We start from the raw sequence: 16,050 nt of genomic DNA, 5'->3' as shown, positions 1-16,050 counted from the left end.
GGAAAGGTGACTCCCGCAGCTTTCCGCTCTCCGATGGGATCCCCCGATGCGTCTTCGCCATGCCGCCCTCGCCGCTTTCGGCGCCTTCACGCTCCTGCTGACCGTTCCGACGTCCGCCTCGGCGGCGACCGGGGTGTTCGAGTACGCCTACCACGGCCCGAACGGCGGCACGCAGCATGCGGACCTGATCGACCCTGCGGGCGCGGAGTGCCACAACATCCCCGAGGCGGCCGACCCCAGCGCCAGCGAGCCCGCGCACTCGCCGCGCAACCGGACCACCGCGACCGCGACGGTGTTCACCGAACCGGACTGCGAGGGCGACTACTTCTCGCTGCGCCCGCTGACGGGCCGCGGCTCGGAACGGCTGAAGTTCCGGTCGGTGGTCTTCAGCAGCTGACCCGCAGGGCTCCCGCCGGACCCGGCCCGGGTCCGGCGGCGGCCGTTCAGGATCCTTCCGGTCCGCCGGCCGCGGCTTGGCCCTCGGACCGCCCGAGGGCCTTCGTCAGCAGTCCGCCCGCCACGATCAGGGCCACCCCCAGCCACCACACGTTCCCGTCGAACACCAGCACCGCGATCCCGATCGGCACCAGCAGCCCCGCCAGCGGCAGCAGCAGCGAGGCCCGCCCCGGTCCGGGCTCGCCCCGGGCGCGGGCCCGGACGACCCCCGGGTACCAGGCGGTGAAGCGCAGGGCGGCGACGATCGCCAGGATCTGGATGATCCAGCCGGTCCAGATGTTGTCGGGGTTGCGCAGGACCAGGTCCCCGAAGCCGCCCGCCAGGGCCGCCACCAGGAAGGCCAGCCCCCACACCCCGGTGATCACGTAGTTGGTGCGCAGGAAGGCGGGCGCGTGCCACAGCGAGGGGTCGGTCTGCTCGCGGGCGTACTGGAGGGTGAAGGGCATCCGGACGGCCATCGAGCCGAAGGCGATCGCCGTCAGGGCCAGGTTGGAGACCTCGCCCGCGTACGTCTCCAGCCAGCGCAGGGTGCCCTCGCCCGCCAGGGCGCCGATGACGGCCAGAGCGGCGAAGAACACCACGTCGGCCACCTCCAGCAGCTTCCACGAGCTGCCCCGGTGCACCATCCGGCCCGCCACGACCAGGACGACGATGATCGCCAGGGCGACGCCGACCGCGATCTCGAACCGTCCCGGGCCGACCAGCAGGGAGAAGACGATCCACGGCGCCATCCCGACGACCGGGTTCTCCAGGAACCCGGAGAGCCGGCCGGTGGCCGCTCCGTAGTCTTCCGTCCGCACCCTTCCAGGGTGCGCGCCGTCCGCCGGGAGGGCCATTCGTGCCCGCGGGCCACGCGCGGGGGCGCCCCGCGTGGCCCGCGCCGTGTCAGGAGACCGGTACCGCCCGCAGGGCGGCGGCCGCCTCGATGAAGGAGGCCATCACCCGGGTGTCCTTGTCCCGTTCGGGGTGCCACTGCACGCCCACGACCCACTTCGACCGGTCGGGGTCCTCGACGGCCTCGACGGTGCCGTCCTCGGCGTACGCCGAGACGACCAGCCCCCGGCCGACGCGGTCCACGGCCTGGTGGTGGTACGTCGGGACGTCCGCGACCTCCGGCACCAGCTCCGCGTACCGGGTGCCCGCCACGGGGGTGACGGGGTGCCAGGAGGTGACGCCCGGGGTGTGGACGTGGCCGTCGATGTGCTGGATGAGGGTGCCGCCGAGGGCCACGTTCAGGGCCTGCATGCCCCGGCAGATGCCCAGCAGCGGGATCCCGCCGTCCAGGGCGGCGCCGATCAGGGCCAGTTCCCACTCGTCGCGGACCGTGGCGGGTGCGCCCGTACGGGGGTCGCGCGCCGCCCCGTACCGGACGGGGTCCACGTCGGGGCCGCCGGAGACGATGAGCCCGTCCAGCCGTCCCAGCACCTCCGCCGCCCGTTCCGATTCGTCCGGGGGCAGCAGCACGGCCGCGCCGCCCGCCGCCTGGACCAGCTCGTAGTAGCCGGTCGGGACGAGGGAGGTGGGCAGGTCCCACGCCCCGTAGCGGGTGGATTCCTCCACGTAGGTCGTGATGCCGATGAGCGGCCTGGGCACGGTGTTACCTCCAGGGTGGTGCAGGACGGACGGCGGAGCGGGGGGTGCGGGGTCAGGATTTCAGTCGCGGGTCAACTCCGCCTCGGCTTCCGCCAGCGCGGCGAACTCTTCCTCGGGTGCCGAGGCCACGAGCCGGTGGCGGCTGTAGAAGGCGAAGTAGGCGAGGGCGACGGCGTACACCGCGAGGGCGATGAGGGCCGCGTCGATGTCGACCAGGAAGGTGGCGACCAGCGCCGAGAGGGCGAGGACGAAGGCGACGGACGAGGTCAGGACCCCTCCGGGGGTGCGGTACGGCCGCTCCAGGTCCGGCTCGCGGCGGCGCAGCACGATGTGGGAGAGGGCCATCAGGGCGTAGGAGATGGTCGCCCCGAACACCGCGACGTTCAGCATCCGCGCCCCGTTGCCGGTGGCCGCCGCGAGGGCGAAACCGATGGCGCCGGGGATCACCAGTCCGAGGTACGGGGCCTTGCGCTTCGAGGTCAGCGACAGGAAGCGGGGCAGGTATCCGGCGCGGGAGAGGGCGAAGAGCTGGCGGGAGCCGGCGTAGATGAGGGAGAAGAAGGAGGCGACCAGGCCCGCGAGGCCCGCGTAGTTGACGAAGCGGCTCAGCGCCGTCGGGCCGCCGTCCCCCTCCAGCGCCACCACCAGGGGGTTGCCGGCGGACTTCACGGCGTCGGCGCCCTGGGCCCCGGTGGCGGCGAGGAAGGTGATCAGGGCCAGGAGGGTGAGGATGCCCATGGAGATGGCGAGGGCCTTCGGCATGGAGCGGACCGGGTCCTTGGCCTCCTCCGCCGCGAGCGGCACTCCCTCGACGCCGAGGAAGAACCACATGCCGAAGGGGAAGGCGGCCCAGATGCCGAGGACGCCGAAGGGCAGCCAGGAGCTCGATCCGAACGCACCCGCGTCCACCGGGATGTTGTCCAGGGAGCCCGCGTCGAAGTCCGTGAGGGCGCCGAAGGCGAAGACCAGCAGGGCGGCGACGGCGATGGCCGTGACGACGAGGCTGAAGCGCAGGGCCTCGCCCACGCCCCACAGGTGGACCCCGATGAAGATCACGAAGCAGCCGAGGTAGACGGGCCAGCCGGAGGTCAGGCCGAACAGGCCCAGGGATTCGACGTAGTCGCCGATGAAGATGACGATGGCCGCCGGGGCGAGGACGTACTCGATCAGGATGGCGGTACCGGTGAGGAAGCCGCCCCAGGGGCCCAGCGCGCGGCGGGCGAAGCCGTAGCCGCCGCCCGCCGTGGGCAGGATGGTGGACAGTTCGGCGAGGGAGAAGACCAGGCAGGCGTACATGGCGCCCATGAGCACCGTGGCGACGGCCAGCCCGCCGAAGCCGCCCTTGGACAGGCCCACGTTCCAGCCGGAGTAGTCCCCGGAGACGACGTAGGCGACGCCGAGCCCGGTCAGCAGCAGCCAGCCGGCGCTGCCGCGGCGCAGGGTCCGGCGCTGGAGGTACTCCGCGTCGGCGTCCCCGACGGCGGGTGATGCGGGCGCGGTGGAAAGGTCTTCGGCCATGTGCGCTCCTGCCCAGGGGGAAAGGTTTCGCTGCGTACCTTTGCGTCAAGGACGTGGAGCGCGCAAGACCCCTGCGTAAAACGGAGGTAACGAGAACCTCACCCGTCACACTCAGGCGAGGAACCCGCGCAGCAGGGCCGCCGTACCGCAGCAGTGCTCGCGCATCACCGCCCGCGCCGCCTCCGCGTCCCGCTCCAGCACCGCCTCCACCAGGGCGCTGTGCTGCTGCTGGGAGTGCTCCAGGTTGCGCACCAGCAGCGGGATGCAGTCCAGCAGGTCGTTGACCCGGGCCCGGACGGCCGCGTACTGGGCCGTCAGGCTGGCCGAGCCGGCCAGTTCGCACAGGGTCAGGTGGAAGAGGGTGTCCTGGCGGCGGTACTCGGCGAGCGGGGCGTCGTGGGTGGCGGCGAGCGCGCCCAGCAGCCGCTCGGCGTCCTCCTCGCCGAGCCCCTGCGCGGCGCACAGCCCGGCCGCGCCCACCTCCAGGACCTCCCGGAAGCGCAGCACGTCCTCGATGTCCACCCCCGCCACGCGCCGGCGCAGCTCCTCCTCGGCGGCGCCGGCCGGGGTGTCGGGACGGGCCAGCACGAACGTGCCCCCGTACCGGCCGCGCCGGGCCTCGACCAGACCCTGGTCCTGGAGCACCTTCAGCACCTCGCGCAGGGTGACCCGGCTGATCCCCATCCGCTCGGCCAACTCCCGCTCGGGCGGCAGCCGTTCCCCGCCCGGCACCAGGCCGAGGCGGACCACCTGGAGGATCTGTTCGAGCGCCTCCTCGAAACCGTTGCCCGCCCGCACCTGCCGCAGCACGGGATTCAGCCGCGCGATCGAGCCCCCGTCGCCCGCCGTGTCGGTCATCTCCGCTCCTCCCCTTCCCAAGCAATGGTTCTGTTCAATACCTTAGGCCTCCTCGGCTCACCGAAGGAGAGATCCCCGTGGTAGACCGCAAGCCGCCGCTCGCCCCCGAGGAGCTCCGCGCCCTCGTAGCCAGCGGTGAGATCGACACAGTCGTCCTGGCCTTCCCCGACATGCAGGGACGCCTCCAGGGCAAGCGGTTCGCCGCACAGTTCTTCCTCGACGAGGTCCTCGCCCACGGCACCGAGGGCTGCAACTACCTCCTCGCCGTCGACACCGACATGAACACCGTCGACGGATACGAGATGTCCTCCTGGGACCGGGGCTACGGCGACTTCGCCATGCACCCCGACCTCGCCACCCTCCGCCGCATCCCCTGGAACCCCGGCAGCGCCTTCGTCCTCGCGGACCTCGCCTGGCACGACGGCACCCCCGTCGTCGCCGCTCCCCGCCAGATCCTGCGCCGGCAGCTCGACCGCCTCGCCGAACAGGGCTACACCGCCATGGTCGGCACCGAGCTGGAGTTCATGGTCTTCCAGGACACCTACGAACAGGCCTGGAACGCCGACTACCGCGCCCTGACCCCGGCCAACCAGTACAACATCGACTACTCCGTCCTCGGCACCGGCCGCATCGAACCCCTGCTGCGCCGCATCCGCAACGAGATGCAGACCGCCGGCCTGACCGTCGAGTCCGCCAAGGGCGAGTGCAACCTCGGCCAGCACGAGATCGCCTTCCGCTACGACGAGGCGCTCACCACCTGCGACCAGCACTCCGTCTACAAGACCGGGGCCAAGGAGATCGCCTCCCAGGAAGGCGTCTCGCTCACCTTCATGGCCAAGTTCGACGAGCGCGAGGGCAACTCCTGTCACATCCACCTCTCGCTCACCGACGCCGACGGACGCAACGCCATGGCCGGCGACGGACCAGGGGGCATGTCACCGCTGATGCGGCACTTCCTGGCCGGCCAGCTGGCGGCGCTGCGCGACTTCTCCCTTCTCTACGCCCCCAACATCAACTCGTACAAGCGTTTCCGGCCGGGATCCTTCGCCCCCACCGCCGTCGCCTGGGGCGTGGACAACCGGACCTGCGCCCTCCGAGTGGTCGGCCACGGCCGCTCCATGCGCTTCGAGAACCGCCTCCCCGGCGGCGACGTCAACCCCTACCTGGCCGTCGCCGGCCTGGTCGCGGCCGGTCTCTACGGCGTCGAGAACCGCCTCGAACTCCCCGAGGCCTGCGCCGGCAACGCCTACACCGCCGACTTCGCCCACGTCCCCGCCACCCTGCGCGAGGCCGCGGAACTCTGGGAGAACAGCGAGATCGCCAAGGCCGCCTTCGGCCCCGAGGTCGTCGCCCACTACCGCAACATGGCCCGCGTCGAACTCGACGCCTACGACTCCGCGGTCACCGACTGGGAGCGCCGCCGCTCCTTCGAACGCCTGTAACCCGCGCCGCGCCGCACCCACCGCACCCACCCCAGAAAGGCACCACGTGTCCGAAGCGCTGGACCCCTCCCACCTGAGGGTGCTCAACCCGGCCACCGAGGAACTCGTCGCCACCGTCCCGGCCGCCACACGGGACGAGGTCGACGCCGCCGTCGCACGCGCCACGGCCGCCCAGCGCGGCTGGGCCGCCGCCGCCCCCGCCGACCGGGCCCGGATCCTGCGCCGCTTCGCCGCGGTCGTCGACGGACACATCGAGGAACTGGCCCGCCTGGAGGTCCGCGAGGCCGGCCACACCCTGGGCAACGCCCGCTGGGAGGCCGGCAACGTCCGCGACCTGCTGGACTTCGCCGCCGGGGGAGTCGAACGCCTCTCCGGCCGCCAGATCCCCGTCGCGGGCGGCATCGACGTCACCTTCCTCGAACCCCTCGGCGTCATCGGCGTGATCGCCCCCTGGAACTTCCCCATGCCGATCGCCGCCTGGGGCCTGGCACCCGCCCTCGCCGCCGGCAACGCCGTCATCCTCAAGCCCGCCGAGACCACCCCCCTCACGGCCCTGCGCCTCGCCGAACTCGCCCTCGAAGCCGGGATCCCCGAACACCTCTTCCAGGTGCTCCCCGGCCACGGAGCGGTCACCGGCGACGCCCTCGTCGAACACCCCGGCATCGCGAAGATCGTCTTCACCGGCTCCACCCGGGTCGGCAAGCAGATCATGTCCAAGTGCGCCGACCGGGTGAAGCGGGTCACCCTCGAACTCGGCGGCAAGAGCCCCAACATCGTCTTCGCCGACGCCGACCTGGAGACGGCGGCGGCCGCCGCCCCCATGGCCTACCTCGACAACACCGGCCAGGACTGCTGCGCCCGCACCCGGATCCTCGTCCAGCGCTCCGTCTACGACCGCTTCCTCGACCTCGTCGTCCCCGCCGTCGAGTCCGTCGTCGTCGGCGACCCGCTCGACGAGAAGACCCAGATGGGCCCGCTCATCTCCGCCGCCCAGCTGGAACGCGTCCGCTCGTACGTCACCGACGACCTCACGGCCGTCCGCGGCAAGGCCCCCGAGGGCCCCGGCTTCTGGTACCCGCCGACCCTGGTCACGGACGTCGACCCCACCGCGCCCGTGGCCGCCGAGGAGGTCTTCGGGCCGGTCGCCGTCGTCCTGCCCTTCGAGGACGAGGAGGACGCCGTACGCCTCGCCAACGCCACCGAGTACGGACTCTCCGGCTCCCTGTGGACCCGCGACGTCGGCCGCGCCCTGCGCGTGTCCCGCGCCGTCCGGGCCGGCAACCTCTCCGTCAACTCCCACAGCAGCGTCCGCTACTGGACCCCCTTCGGCGGATACAAGCAGTCCGGACTCGGCCGCGAGCTCGGACCCGACGCCCTCACCGCATTCACCGAGACCAAGAACGTCTTCATCAGCACGGAGGCCTGACCAGCATGTCGAACGAAGAGATCATCTGCCGCCGCCTCGTCGGCCGCACCGCCGTCATCACCGGAGCCGGCAGCGGCATCGGCCTCGCCACCGCCCGCCGCCTGGCCTCCGAGGGCGCCAACGTCGTCTGCGCCGACGTCGACCCCGCCGCCGGCAAGGCCGCCGCCGAAGAGGTCGGCGGCCTGTTCGTCCAGGTCGACGTCACCGACAAGGAGCAGGTCGACGCCCTGTTCAAGACGGCCTTCGACACCTACGGCTCCGTCGACATCGCCTTCAACAACGCGGGCATCTCGCCCCCGGACGACGACTCCATCCTCACCACCGAGCTCGACGCCTGGCGCCGCGTCCAGGACGTCAACCTCACCTCCGTCTACCTCTGCTGCAAGGCCGCCCTCCCCTACATGCAGCGCCAGGGCCGCGGCTCCATCATCAACACCGCCTCCTTCGTGGCCATCATGGGCGCCGCCACCTCCCAGATCTCCTACACCGCCTCCAAGGGCGGCGTCCTCGCCATGTCCCGCGAACTCGGCGTCCAGTTCGCCCGCGAGGGCATCCGCGTCAACGCCCTGTGCCCGGGACCCGTCAACACCCCGCTGCTCCAGGAGCTGTTCGCCAAGGACCCCGAGCGGGCCGCCCGCCGCCTCGTGCACATCCCGCTCGGCCGCTTCGCCGAACCCACCGAGATCGCGGCCGCCGTCGCCTTCCTCGCCAGCGACGACTCCTCCTTCATCAACGCCACCGACTTCCTCGTCGACGGCGGCATCTCGGGCGCGTACGTCACCCCGCTGTAGCGGGCCCCGGCGACGGACCCCCGAGGGCCGGATCCGTCGTCACCCAACGTTCATCCCGACACCATCCCCACGACAGCCGGGCGTCGCACGACGCCCGGCTGTCGTGCTCTACCGTCCCCGACGATCTTGTAAGAGAACCAGGAGTGCCCACCCCCGTGACCCGACCCACCACCCGCCGCCGGCTCCAGGCGGCAGGCGCCGCCCTCGCGATAGCCGCCGGCGCCCTCACCGCCGCCGCCCCCGCCCAGGCCGCACACCACGCCTGCACCACCCCCGGGCTCGCCTCCGGCTGGTACGGGGACAACCAGGCCCGGCTCCAGCAGCTCATCGACCAGTACGGCAGCTGCAACCCCTACCGCCCCAGCCGCAACAAGCCCGTCGCCGTCTTCGACTGGGACAACACCGTCGTCAAGAACGACGTCGGCGACGCCACCATGTTCTGGCTCCTGCGCAACGGGAAGATCCGCCAGCCCGCCGACTGGAAGGGCACCAGCCGCTACCTCACCCCCGCCGCCGCCCAGGCCCTCACCACCGCCTGCGCCCCCCTCGCCCGCCCCGGCGCCCCCCTGCCCACCGGCACCCCCCAGGGCGCCGCCTGCGCCGACGAGATCAACTCCGTCTACGGCGGCTCCGCCACCCGCACCGGCGCCGCCGCCTTCGCCGGCTGGGACCACCGCACCACCGAGCCCGCCTACGCCTGGCTGCCGCAGCTCATGCAGGGCTGGACCCCGAGCCAGGTCCGCGGCTTCGCCGCCGCCGCCCGCACCGAGAACCTCGCCGCGCCCATCGGCACCAAGCAGCAGGTCGGAACCACCACCGCCACCGGCTGGGTCCGCTACTACGACCAGCAGCGCGACCTCATCAAGAACCTCCGGCGCGCCGGCTTCGACGTCTGGATCAGCTCCGCCTCCCCGCAGCCCGTCGTCGAGGTCTGGGCCCAGGGCGTCGGCGTCGCCCCCGACCACGTCATCGGCATCCGCAACACCACCCGCGACGGCAAGCTGACCACCCACCTCCAGGGCTGCGGAACCGTCCCCGACGGAGCCGACTCGATGATCACCTACGTCGACGGCAAGCGCTGCTGGATCAACAAGGAGGTCTTCGGCGTCCGCGGCGCGGCCGCCGAGAAGGTCCAGCCCGCCGCCCGCCGCCAGGTCTTCGCGGCCGGCGACTCCGACACCGACGTCACCTTCCTGCGCGACGCCACCGCCCTGCGCCTGGTCGTCAACCGCAACAAGAACGAACTCATGTGCCGCGCCTACGACAACAGCGACGGCAAGTGGATCGTGAACCCGATGTTCATCGAGCCGAAGAAGCAGAAGACCGGCCCCTACCCCTGCTCCACCACCGGCTACACCGACCACGACGGCACGCCGGCCCCCGTCCGCCGGGCCGACACCAGCATCGTCCCGGACCAGACGGACACCGTCTTCTGACCGTCCCCCAGAGGACCCCGCCCTACAGGACCGCCTCCTACAGGAACGTGAGCCCCTCGCCCCGGTAGGTCGGGACGGACGCGGTCACCCGGTCGCCCTCCACCAGGTGGAGGGTGTCGAACCGCTCGCACAGCTCCCCGGCCTTCGCGTGCCGGAACCAGACCCGGTCGCCGATCAGCAGGTCGTCGGCCGGGCCGCCCAGCAGCGGGGTCTGCACCTCGCCCGCCCCCTCCTGCGGGTCGTAGCGCAGCCCCGCGGGCAGGTACGGCACCGGGAGCCGGTCGGCCCCCGCCGCCCCCGACGCCGGATAGCCGCCGCCCAGCACGGTCACCACCCCCACCCCCGGCCGGCGCACCACCGGCTGCGCGAACAGCGCCGCCGGACGACCCCGGAACGACGTGTAGTTGTCGAACAGCCGCGGCACGTACAGCCCCGAACCCGCGGCGACCTCCGTCACCGCCTCCTCGGCCGCCGTCTCCGCCACGCTCCCCGTACCACCGCCGTTGACGAACTCCAGGTCCGGCACCACCGACCGCACGGCCCGCACCACCTCGCCCCGCCGCCCCGCCAGCTCCCGGCGGGCCGCGCCCTGCATCAGCCGGATCATCCGCGACCGCACCGGCCGCCCGGCCACCGCGTCCCCGACCCCGGCCACGTGCCCCTCGTACGCCATCAGCCCCACCACCCGGAACCCCGGCCGGGCCGCCACCGCCCGCGCCAGCTCCGCCAGCTGCCCGGGCTCCCGCAGCGGCGAACGCCGCGCCCCCACCCGCACCCGCCCGCCCAACAGCCGCAGGGAGGTGTCCAGTTCCAGGCAGACCCGGATCTCCTCCGCCCCGCCCGAACGCGAACGGTCGATCAGGTCCAGCTGCGCCGCGTCGTCGACCATCACGGTCACCGCCCCGGCGAGCTTCGCGTCACCCGCCAGCTCCCCGAACCCGGCCCGGTCCGCCGACGGATAGGCGAGCAGCACGTCCTCGAACCCGGACCGCGCCAGCCACAGCGACTCGGCGAGGGTGTACGACATGATCCCCGCGAACCCCGGCCGGGCCAGCACCCGTTCGAGGAGCGCCCGGCAGCGCACGGACTTGCTGGCGACCCGGACCGGCTTCCCGCCCGCCCTCCGCACCAGATCGTCGGCGTTCGCGTCGAAGGCGTCCAGGTCCACGATGGCCAGGGGCGCGTCGAGACGCGCGGTCGCCCGGTCGTACCGGGCCCGGTCCGAAGTCATGGGCGGCAGCTTGCCAGACGGCCGTACCGACGGGTAGGGGTCGGGCCGGCCCGGCCCCCCACCCGTCCCCGCCCGGGCCGGGGCGGCGGCCCCGTAGAGTACGGGCAGGCAGCCGTACGGAACGGGGGGCGGAGCCGCCGCATGACCACGACGACACCGCGGACCGAGGTCCTCGACGACCCCGGACCGCCGCCGCCCCCGGCCACGCGGCCCCGCCGCCACCCGGCCCGCGTCACCGCCGCCGTCCTCTGCGCCCTCCTCGGCTCCGCCCTCCTCGCCGGACGCGCCGCCACCACCTGGAGCCGCTACCGCGCCGACCACCACCCACTGCCCCCCGACGCCGCCTACCGCAAGGCCGCGTCGCTCTGGCACACGGCCCCCGTGGACGGACTCCTGCCCCCCGTACTGGAGGACCGCGAGGCCGGGCCCGGTGCCTCCAGCCGGACCTGGACCCGGATCGCCCTCGCCCCCGACGCCGACTGCGCCGTCCTGCCCGCCGACTGGCGCGCCGCGCTGGCCGCCGCCCGCTGCACCCGCGTGCTCCGCGCCACCTACACCGACTCCACCCGCAGCTCCCTGATCACCGTCGGCCTGGTCTTCACCCCCGCCGACGCCAAGGTGATGGACGGCCTGCGCGGCCGCCTCCCCGCCCCGCCCGCCTACGAGTACGCCGACTCCCGCCGGGCCGCCTGGACCGCCGGCGTCGTCGCCGAGGCCCCCGCCGTCGTCTACGCCGTCTCCGCCTTCGCCGACGGCCGCGCCATGGACGCCCCGGTCCCCGCCGAGGAGGCGGCCCGCCCGGGAGCCACCGGCACCGTCGCCGAAGCGGGCCTCGGCCACGAGGCCAAGGCCCTCGCGGTCCGCGTCGAACGCGCCCTCGGCGCCCTCGCCGCACCCCCCGGCACCGAGCCCACCGCGCGGGCCGCCGCCCCAGGGCAGCCCCGCCAGGAGACCCCCTGATGCCCCGCACCACCCCCCCGACCCCCGCGCGCGGGCCCGGGCTCCGGGCCGTCGGTGCCGCCGCGGTTCTCGCCGCCCTGCTGGTGGCCGCCGGGGCCCCGCCCGCGGTCGCCGACACCATCCGCGACCGCCAGTGGGGGCTGCAGGCCCTGCGGGCCGAGGAGGCCTGGGGCATCACCCAGGGCGACGGGATCACCGTCGCCGTCCTCGACACCGGCGTCGACTCCACCCACCCCGACCTCGACGGCCAGGTCCTCGACGGCACCGACCTCGTCGGCATGGGCGCCGGGCGCGGCGACCGCGCCTGGGCCCGCCACGGCACGGCGATGGCCAGCATCATCGCGGGCCACGGACACGGCCCCGACCGCTCCCAGGGCGTCCTCGGGATCGCGCCCCACGCCAGGATCCTCCCGGTCCGGGTGATCCTGGAGGAGGGCGACCCGGGCCGCGCCAAGGCCCGCGACAGCAAGTCCGGCGCCCTCGCCGAAGGCATCCGCTGGGCCGCCGACCACGGCGCCGACGTGATCAACATGTCGCTCGGCGACGACAGCGACTCCGCCCACCACGAATCCGCCGAGGACGAGGCCGTCCAGTACGCCCTCGGCAAGGGCGTGGTCGTCGTCGCCTCCGCCGGCAACGGCGGCGAACGCGGCGACCACACCTCCTACCCGGCCGCCTACCCCGGCGTCATCGCCGTCGCCGCCGTCGACCGGCAGGGCCGCAAGGCCCCCTTCTCCACCCGCCACTGGTACGCCACCGTCAGCGCCCCCGGCGTCGACGTGGTCATCGCCGACCCGGACCGCGCCTACTACGAGGGCTGGGGCACCAGCGCCGCCGCCGCCTTCGTCTCCGGCGCCGTGGCCCTCGTCAAGGCCGCCCACCCGGGCCTGTCCCCGGCACAGGTCAAGAGGGTGCTGGAGGACACCGCCACCGGCCGCCCGGCCGGCGGCCGCGACGACGCCCGGGGCCACGGCACGGTCGACCCCCTCGCCGCCCTCCAGGCCGCCGCCGCGCTGCGCCCCGAGGGCCCGGCCCCCGTGGCCGTCCCGGCCGGGCGGCGGTTCTTCGGACCCGGCCCCGACCCGGTCCGGGCGTCCGGGCAGGGCTCCCGCCGGGCCGCCCCGGCCGCCGCCGCCGGGGGAGCGGCGCTACTGGTGCTGGCCGCCGTACTGGCCCGGCGCCCGCGCGCCGGACGGCGGGACGCGGCGGGGGAGCCGTTCCCCCCGGCGGGATAGGGTCGGGTCATTGTGGCGACCAAGAACATCCCAGACCCCGGTTTCTCCGACGACGACGGCACCGCCGACCCCCGGCTGAGCGCGGCCCTGGCCGCCTGGGCCGAGGACCGCGCGAGCGAGCCGGAACTGCTCGCGGCCCTGAAGGACGCCCGGCTGCTGGTGCCGGTCGTGGCGATGCTGGGCGAGGTCGAGACCGACCCGGAGACCGGCCTCAAGCGCGAGAAGACCAGCGACATGGCCGTCCCCACCCTCACGGCCGGGAACCGCCGCGCGCTGCCCGCCTTCACCTCCATCGCCTCGCTGGCCCTGTGGGACCCGGCGGCCCGCCCGGTGGCGGTCCCGCTGCACCAGGCCCTGGCCGCCGCGGTGCACGAGAAGGCCGACACGATCGTCCTCGACCTGGCCGGCCCCGTCCCGTACCAGCTGACCGGCTCGGCGCTGCTCGCGCTGGCCGAGGGCCGCACCGACGCCGACCCGCTGGCCGACCCGGCCGTGCGCGGGGCGGTACGGGCCGCGGTGGCCGCCGAGCCGGCCGTGCTCCGCGCCCACCTGGGCCCCGGCGGGGCCACCGCCGACGGCACCCTCGCCATCGTGCTGTCCGAGGGGGCGCCCGTCGCCCCCGCCGCCCGCCGGGTGGCCGAGGCCCTCGCGGCGGACGAGACCCTGCGCGGGCGCCTCGTCCGGGGCCTGGACCTGGCCCTGCTCCCGGCCGACGCCCCGGTCCCGCCGGGCGAACCGCTCTTCACGCGCTGAGGACCCCGTACGCATGCCGAAGGGCCGCCCGCGACACCTCGCGGGCGGCCCTTCGGCGTGGAAACGGAATCCGGAGCGGCGGGGTCAGGCGTAGACGGGACCCGTGAACTTCTCGCCCGGGCCCTGGCCCGGCTCGTCCGGGACGAGCGAGGCCTCGCGGAAGGCCAGCTGGAGCGACTTCAGGCCGTCGCGCAGCGGGGCCGCGTGGAAGGAGCTGATCTCGGTGGCGCTGGCGGTGACCAGGCCCGCCAGGGCGGTGATCAGCTTGCGGGCCTCGTCGAGGTCCTTGTGCTCGGAGTCCGGCTTGTCCAGGCCCAGGTTGACCGCCGCGGCGCTCAGCAGGTGGACGGCCACCGTGGTGATGACCTCGACGGCCGGGACGTCCGCGATGTCGCGGGTCATCTCGTCGTAGTCGGGAGTGGTGGAATCGGAGGGCGTCGCGTCAGTCATGCGCTCCACGATAGGTCGTGCGGCGGCCTTGCCACGCGTGGGGTAGTATGTACATCGACCGGCCGGACACCTGTGTGCCCGGCCCACAAGTGGAGGCTCCGATCTCCCACCCGACCACCCTCAGGGGAGGCGGGTCATCCGGTCAGGCGGTATCCATCGTTCCGTACGGACGATGGAAGGCCGCCGAGTTGCGCCCCGCGGTTTGCACGCGGCGGTGCTCCGGTTGTTTTGGAGCCCCTGCCTGTGCCCGGCGGGGCATTTTTCGTTCTCCGCCGCGGTTGAGGTCTGACGACATATAGACGTCAGCGGTTGTCTGCCAGACAGCCGTGTGGTGCTACCGAGGAGGATCCATCAGCACCGAGCCCCGCATCAACGATCGGATTCGCGTCCCTGAGGTGCGACTCGTCGGTCCCAGCGGCGAACAGGTGGGCATTGTTCCGCTTGCGAAGGCGCTTGAGCTCGCGCAGGAGTACGACCTGGACCTGGTCGAGGTCGCGGCTTCCGCTCGCCCGCCGGTCTGCAAGCTCATGGACTACGGCAAGTTCAAGTACGAGTCGGCCATGAAGGCCCGTGAGGCGCGCAAGAACCAGGCGCACACGGTCATCAAGGAGATGAAGCTCCGGCCGAAGATCGACCCGCACGACTATGACACCAAGAAGGGTCACGTCGTTCGGTTCCTCAAGCAGGGCGACAAGGTCAAGATCACGATCATGTTCCGTGGTCGCGAGCAGTCCCGGCCGGAGCTCGGCTACCGACTGCTGCAGCGCCTCGCTTCGGACGTCGAGGACCTCGGCTTCATCGAGTCGAACCCGAAGCAGGACGGCCGGAACATGATCATGGTTCTCGGTCCGCACAAGAAGAAGACCGAGGCGATGGCCGAAGCCCGCGAGGCGCAGGCCGCCCGCAAGGCCGAGCGCCAGGGTGTCGCCGCCGCCGGCGAGGAGGCCCCCTCCGAGGAGGCCGCCCCGGTCGAGGCGGAGACCGCCGAGGTCGTCTCTGACGAGGCCGCCGAGGCCGAGGCCGAGGCGAACCCCGAGGCCTGATTCCGAGGCGAGCCCGTCTCGGATCACCCACACAACATGACGCTCCCGCCAGCCGGTCCGCGAGGACCGGTGGGGGCGCCACCGACGAGGAGATAACGGCGCTATGCCGAAGAACAAGACGCACAGCGGTTCCAAGAAGCGCTTCAAGATCACCGGCTCCGGCAAGGTGCTCCGTGAGCGCGCCGGCAAGCGCCACCTGCTCGAGCACAAGTCGTCCCGTGTCACCCGCCGCCTGACCGGCACCGCGGAGATGGCCCCCGGCGACGCCGCGAAGATCAAGAAGCTTCTCGGCAAGTGACGTCCCTCCGCTTCCCCTCCGGGGGAGCGGGACGTCAAGACCGGGACCCCATCGAATTCGGGCCGTGTGAAGACAACCACGGCCCCGCTACAAGGAGTTAAAAAGTGGCACGCGTCAAGCGGGCAGTAAACGCCCACAAGAAGCGCCGGGCGATCCTCGAGGCGGCCTCCGGCTACCGCGGTCAGCGTTCGCGCCTGTACCGCAAGGCCAAGGAGCAGGTCACCCACTCGCTGGTCTACAACTTCAACGACCGCAAGAAGCGCAAGGGCGACTTCCGTCAGCTGTGGATCCAGCGCATCAACGCCGCTGCCCGCCAGAACGGCATGACGTACAACCGCCTCATCCAGGGTCTGAAGGCCGCCAACATCGAGGTGGACCGCAAGATCCTGGCCGAGCTGGCCGTCAACGACGCCAACGCGTTCGCCGCGCTCGTCGAGGTCGCGCAGAAGGCCCTCCCGGCCGACGTCAACGCGCCGAAGGCCGCTGCGTAAGGCATAGCCGGCCCGCTCACTGAGGCCGGCACCCACGGACCCGCAGGCGTTCGCCTGCGGGTCCGTGTG

The 16,050-nt window shown here is 73.1% G+C and carries 17 protein-coding genes; 11 read left to right on the top strand and 6 right to left on the bottom strand.

Annotation, left to right across the window (positions count from 1 at the left end; all coding sequences use genetic code 11):
• Nucleotides 1–46 precede the first annotated feature (46 nt).
• On the top strand, nucleotides 47–397 hold the full coding sequence (locus tag AB0O29_RS08540) for a hypothetical protein (RefSeq protein WP_365148119.1): 351 nt from the start codon (nucleotides 47–49) through the stop codon (nucleotides 395–397).
• Between the two features lie 46 nt (nucleotides 398–443).
• Here AB0O29_RS08540 and AB0O29_RS08535 read toward each other — a convergent pair whose 3' ends face one another.
• The 4 genes from AB0O29_RS08535 to AB0O29_RS08520 form a co-directional block, all read right to left on the bottom strand.
• Complete coding sequence (locus AB0O29_RS08535; RefSeq protein WP_365148117.1) at nucleotides 444–1,256, bottom strand: hypothetical protein; 813 nt, start codon at nucleotides 1,254–1,256, stop codon at nucleotides 444–446.
• A gap of 85 nt (nucleotides 1,257–1,341) precedes the next feature.
• Nucleotides 1,342–2,049, bottom strand: a complete 708-nt coding sequence (locus AB0O29_RS08530) for a gamma-glutamyl-gamma-aminobutyrate hydrolase family protein (protein WP_365148114.1) — start codon at nucleotides 2,047–2,049, stop codon at nucleotides 1,342–1,344.
• 60 nt (nucleotides 2,050–2,109) lie between these two features.
• The gene (gene eat, locus AB0O29_RS08525; RefSeq protein WP_365148111.1) at nucleotides 2,110–3,567 is read right to left on the bottom strand and encodes an ethanolamine permease; all 1,458 of its coding nucleotides are present in this window, start codon (nucleotides 3,565–3,567) and stop codon (nucleotides 2,110–2,112) included.
• Nucleotides 3,568–3,678: 111 nt separating this feature from the next.
• A complete protein-coding gene (locus AB0O29_RS08520; protein WP_365148108.1) occupies nucleotides 3,679–4,425 on the bottom strand; it encodes an FCD domain-containing protein in 747 nt (248 codons plus the stop codon).
• Between the two features lie 77 nt (nucleotides 4,426–4,502).
• Between AB0O29_RS08520 and AB0O29_RS08515 the strand changes: the two genes are divergently transcribed.
• The 4 genes from AB0O29_RS08515 (at nucleotide 4,503) to AB0O29_RS08500 (ending at nucleotide 9,520) form a co-directional block, all read left to right on the top strand.
• Nucleotides 4,503–5,867: a glutamine synthetase family protein gene (locus AB0O29_RS08515; RefSeq protein ID WP_365148105.1), complete on the top strand. Its 1,365-nt coding sequence runs from the start codon at nucleotides 4,503–4,505 to the stop codon at nucleotides 5,865–5,867.
• 46 nt (nucleotides 5,868–5,913) lie between these two features.
• Nucleotides 5,914–7,293 (top strand): aldehyde dehydrogenase family protein, encoded by a 1,380-nt coding sequence (locus AB0O29_RS08510; protein WP_365148102.1) that lies wholly within the window; start codon nucleotides 5,914–5,916, stop codon nucleotides 7,291–7,293.
• A 5-nt stretch (nucleotides 7,294–7,298) separates the two neighbouring features.
• A complete protein-coding gene (locus tag AB0O29_RS08505) occupies nucleotides 7,299–8,084 on the top strand; it encodes a 3-oxoacyl-ACP reductase (protein WP_365148099.1) in 786 nt (261 codons plus the stop codon).
• Nucleotides 8,085–8,239: 155 nt separating this feature from the next.
• The gene (locus tag AB0O29_RS08500; RefSeq protein ID WP_365148096.1) at nucleotides 8,240–9,520 is read left to right on the top strand and encodes a haloacid dehalogenase-like hydrolase; all 1,281 of its coding nucleotides are present in this window, start codon (nucleotides 8,240–8,242) and stop codon (nucleotides 9,518–9,520) included.
• A gap of 37 nt (nucleotides 9,521–9,557) precedes the next feature.
• Here AB0O29_RS08500 and AB0O29_RS08495 read toward each other — a convergent pair whose 3' ends face one another.
• Nucleotides 9,558–10,751, bottom strand: a complete 1,194-nt coding sequence (locus tag AB0O29_RS08495; protein ID WP_365148093.1) for an amino acid deaminase/aldolase — start codon at nucleotides 10,749–10,751, stop codon at nucleotides 9,558–9,560.
• Nucleotides 10,752–10,892: 141 nt separating this feature from the next.
• Between AB0O29_RS08495 and AB0O29_RS08490 the strand changes: the two genes are divergently transcribed.
• From AB0O29_RS08490 to AB0O29_RS08480, 3 genes are read left to right on the top strand one after another with little or no spacing between them, the layout of a single operon-like run.
• Nucleotides 10,893–11,711: a hypothetical protein gene (locus AB0O29_RS08490; protein WP_365148090.1), complete on the top strand. Its 819-nt coding sequence runs from the start codon at nucleotides 10,893–10,895 to the stop codon at nucleotides 11,709–11,711.
• A complete protein-coding gene (mycP, locus tag AB0O29_RS08485) occupies nucleotides 11,711–12,946 on the top strand; it encodes a type VII secretion-associated serine protease mycosin (RefSeq protein WP_365148087.1) in 1,236 nt (411 codons plus the stop codon). The genes AB0O29_RS08490 and mycP overlap by 1 nt, the downstream gene beginning before the upstream one ends.
• Nucleotides 12,947–12,958: 12 nt before the next feature.
• Nucleotides 12,959–13,699, top strand: coding sequence for an SseB family protein (locus tag AB0O29_RS08480; protein WP_365148084.1), 741 nt, complete (start codon nucleotides 12,959–12,961; stop codon nucleotides 13,697–13,699).
• Between the two features lie 84 nt (nucleotides 13,700–13,783).
• Here the strand turns inward: AB0O29_RS08480 and AB0O29_RS08475 are convergent, their stop codons facing one another.
• Nucleotides 13,784–14,149 (bottom strand): DUF1844 domain-containing protein, encoded by a 366-nt coding sequence (locus tag AB0O29_RS08475; protein ID WP_365148081.1) that lies wholly within the window; start codon nucleotides 14,147–14,149, stop codon nucleotides 13,784–13,786.
• A gap of 326 nt (nucleotides 14,150–14,475) precedes the next feature.
• Here AB0O29_RS08475 and infC point away from each other — a divergent pair, with 326 nt between their 5' ends.
• From infC to rplT, 3 genes are all read left to right on the top strand, one after another.
• Nucleotides 14,476–15,192, top strand: a complete 717-nt coding sequence (gene infC / locus AB0O29_RS08470) for a translation initiation factor IF-3 (RefSeq protein WP_365148078.1) — start codon at nucleotides 14,476–14,478, stop codon at nucleotides 15,190–15,192.
• A gap of 103 nt (nucleotides 15,193–15,295) precedes the next feature.
• A complete protein-coding gene (gene rpmI / locus AB0O29_RS08465) occupies nucleotides 15,296–15,490 on the top strand; it encodes a 50S ribosomal protein L35 (RefSeq protein WP_030387121.1) in 195 nt (64 codons plus the stop codon).
• 104 nt (nucleotides 15,491–15,594) lie between these two features.
• Nucleotides 15,595–15,981, top strand: coding sequence for a 50S ribosomal protein L20 (gene rplT / locus AB0O29_RS08460; RefSeq protein WP_007263143.1), 387 nt, complete (start codon nucleotides 15,595–15,597; stop codon nucleotides 15,979–15,981).
• The last annotated feature ends 69 nt before the right edge of the window (nucleotides 15,982–16,050 follow it).

The sequence above is a fragment of the Streptomyces sp. NPDC089915 genome, assembly GCF_040684675.1.
In the GTDB taxonomy this organism is placed as follows: Bacteria; Actinomycetota; Actinomycetes; order Streptomycetales; family Streptomycetaceae; genus Streptomyces.
The sequence above is the reverse complement of the archived record's forward strand: the minus strand, read 5'-3'. Positions and strand labels throughout refer to the sequence as shown.

Bases quoted from the DNA above. Each gene is read 5' to 3' on its own strand.
- AB0O29_RS08540 (WP_365148119.1), top strand. From the start codon at position 47: ATGCGTCTTCGCCATGCCGCCCTCGCCGCTTTCGGCGCCTTCACGCTC.
- eat (WP_365148111.1), bottom strand. From the start codon at position 3,567: ATGGCCGAAGACCTTTCCACCGCGCCCGCATCACCCGCCGTCGGGGAC.
- AB0O29_RS08520 (WP_365148108.1), bottom strand. From the start codon at position 4,425: ATGACCGACACGGCGGGCGACGGGGGCTCGATCGCGCGGCTGAATCCC.
- AB0O29_RS08505 (WP_365148099.1), top strand. From the start codon at position 7,299: ATGTCGAACGAAGAGATCATCTGCCGCCGCCTCGTCGGCCGCACCGCC.
- AB0O29_RS08495 (WP_365148093.1), bottom strand. From the start codon at position 10,751: ATGACTTCGGACCGGGCCCGGTACGACCGGGCGACCGCGCGTCTCGAC.
- AB0O29_RS08490 (WP_365148090.1), top strand. From the start codon at position 10,893: ATGACCACGACGACACCGCGGACCGAGGTCCTCGACGACCCCGGACCG.
- mycP (WP_365148087.1), top strand. From the start codon at position 11,711: ATGCCCCGCACCACCCCCCCGACCCCCGCGCGCGGGCCCGGGCTCCGG.
- AB0O29_RS08475 (WP_365148081.1), bottom strand. From the start codon at position 14,149: ATGACTGACGCGACGCCCTCCGATTCCACCACTCCCGACTACGACGAG.
- rpmI (WP_030387121.1), top strand. From the start codon at position 15,296: ATGCCGAAGAACAAGACGCACAGCGGTTCCAAGAAGCGCTTCAAGATC.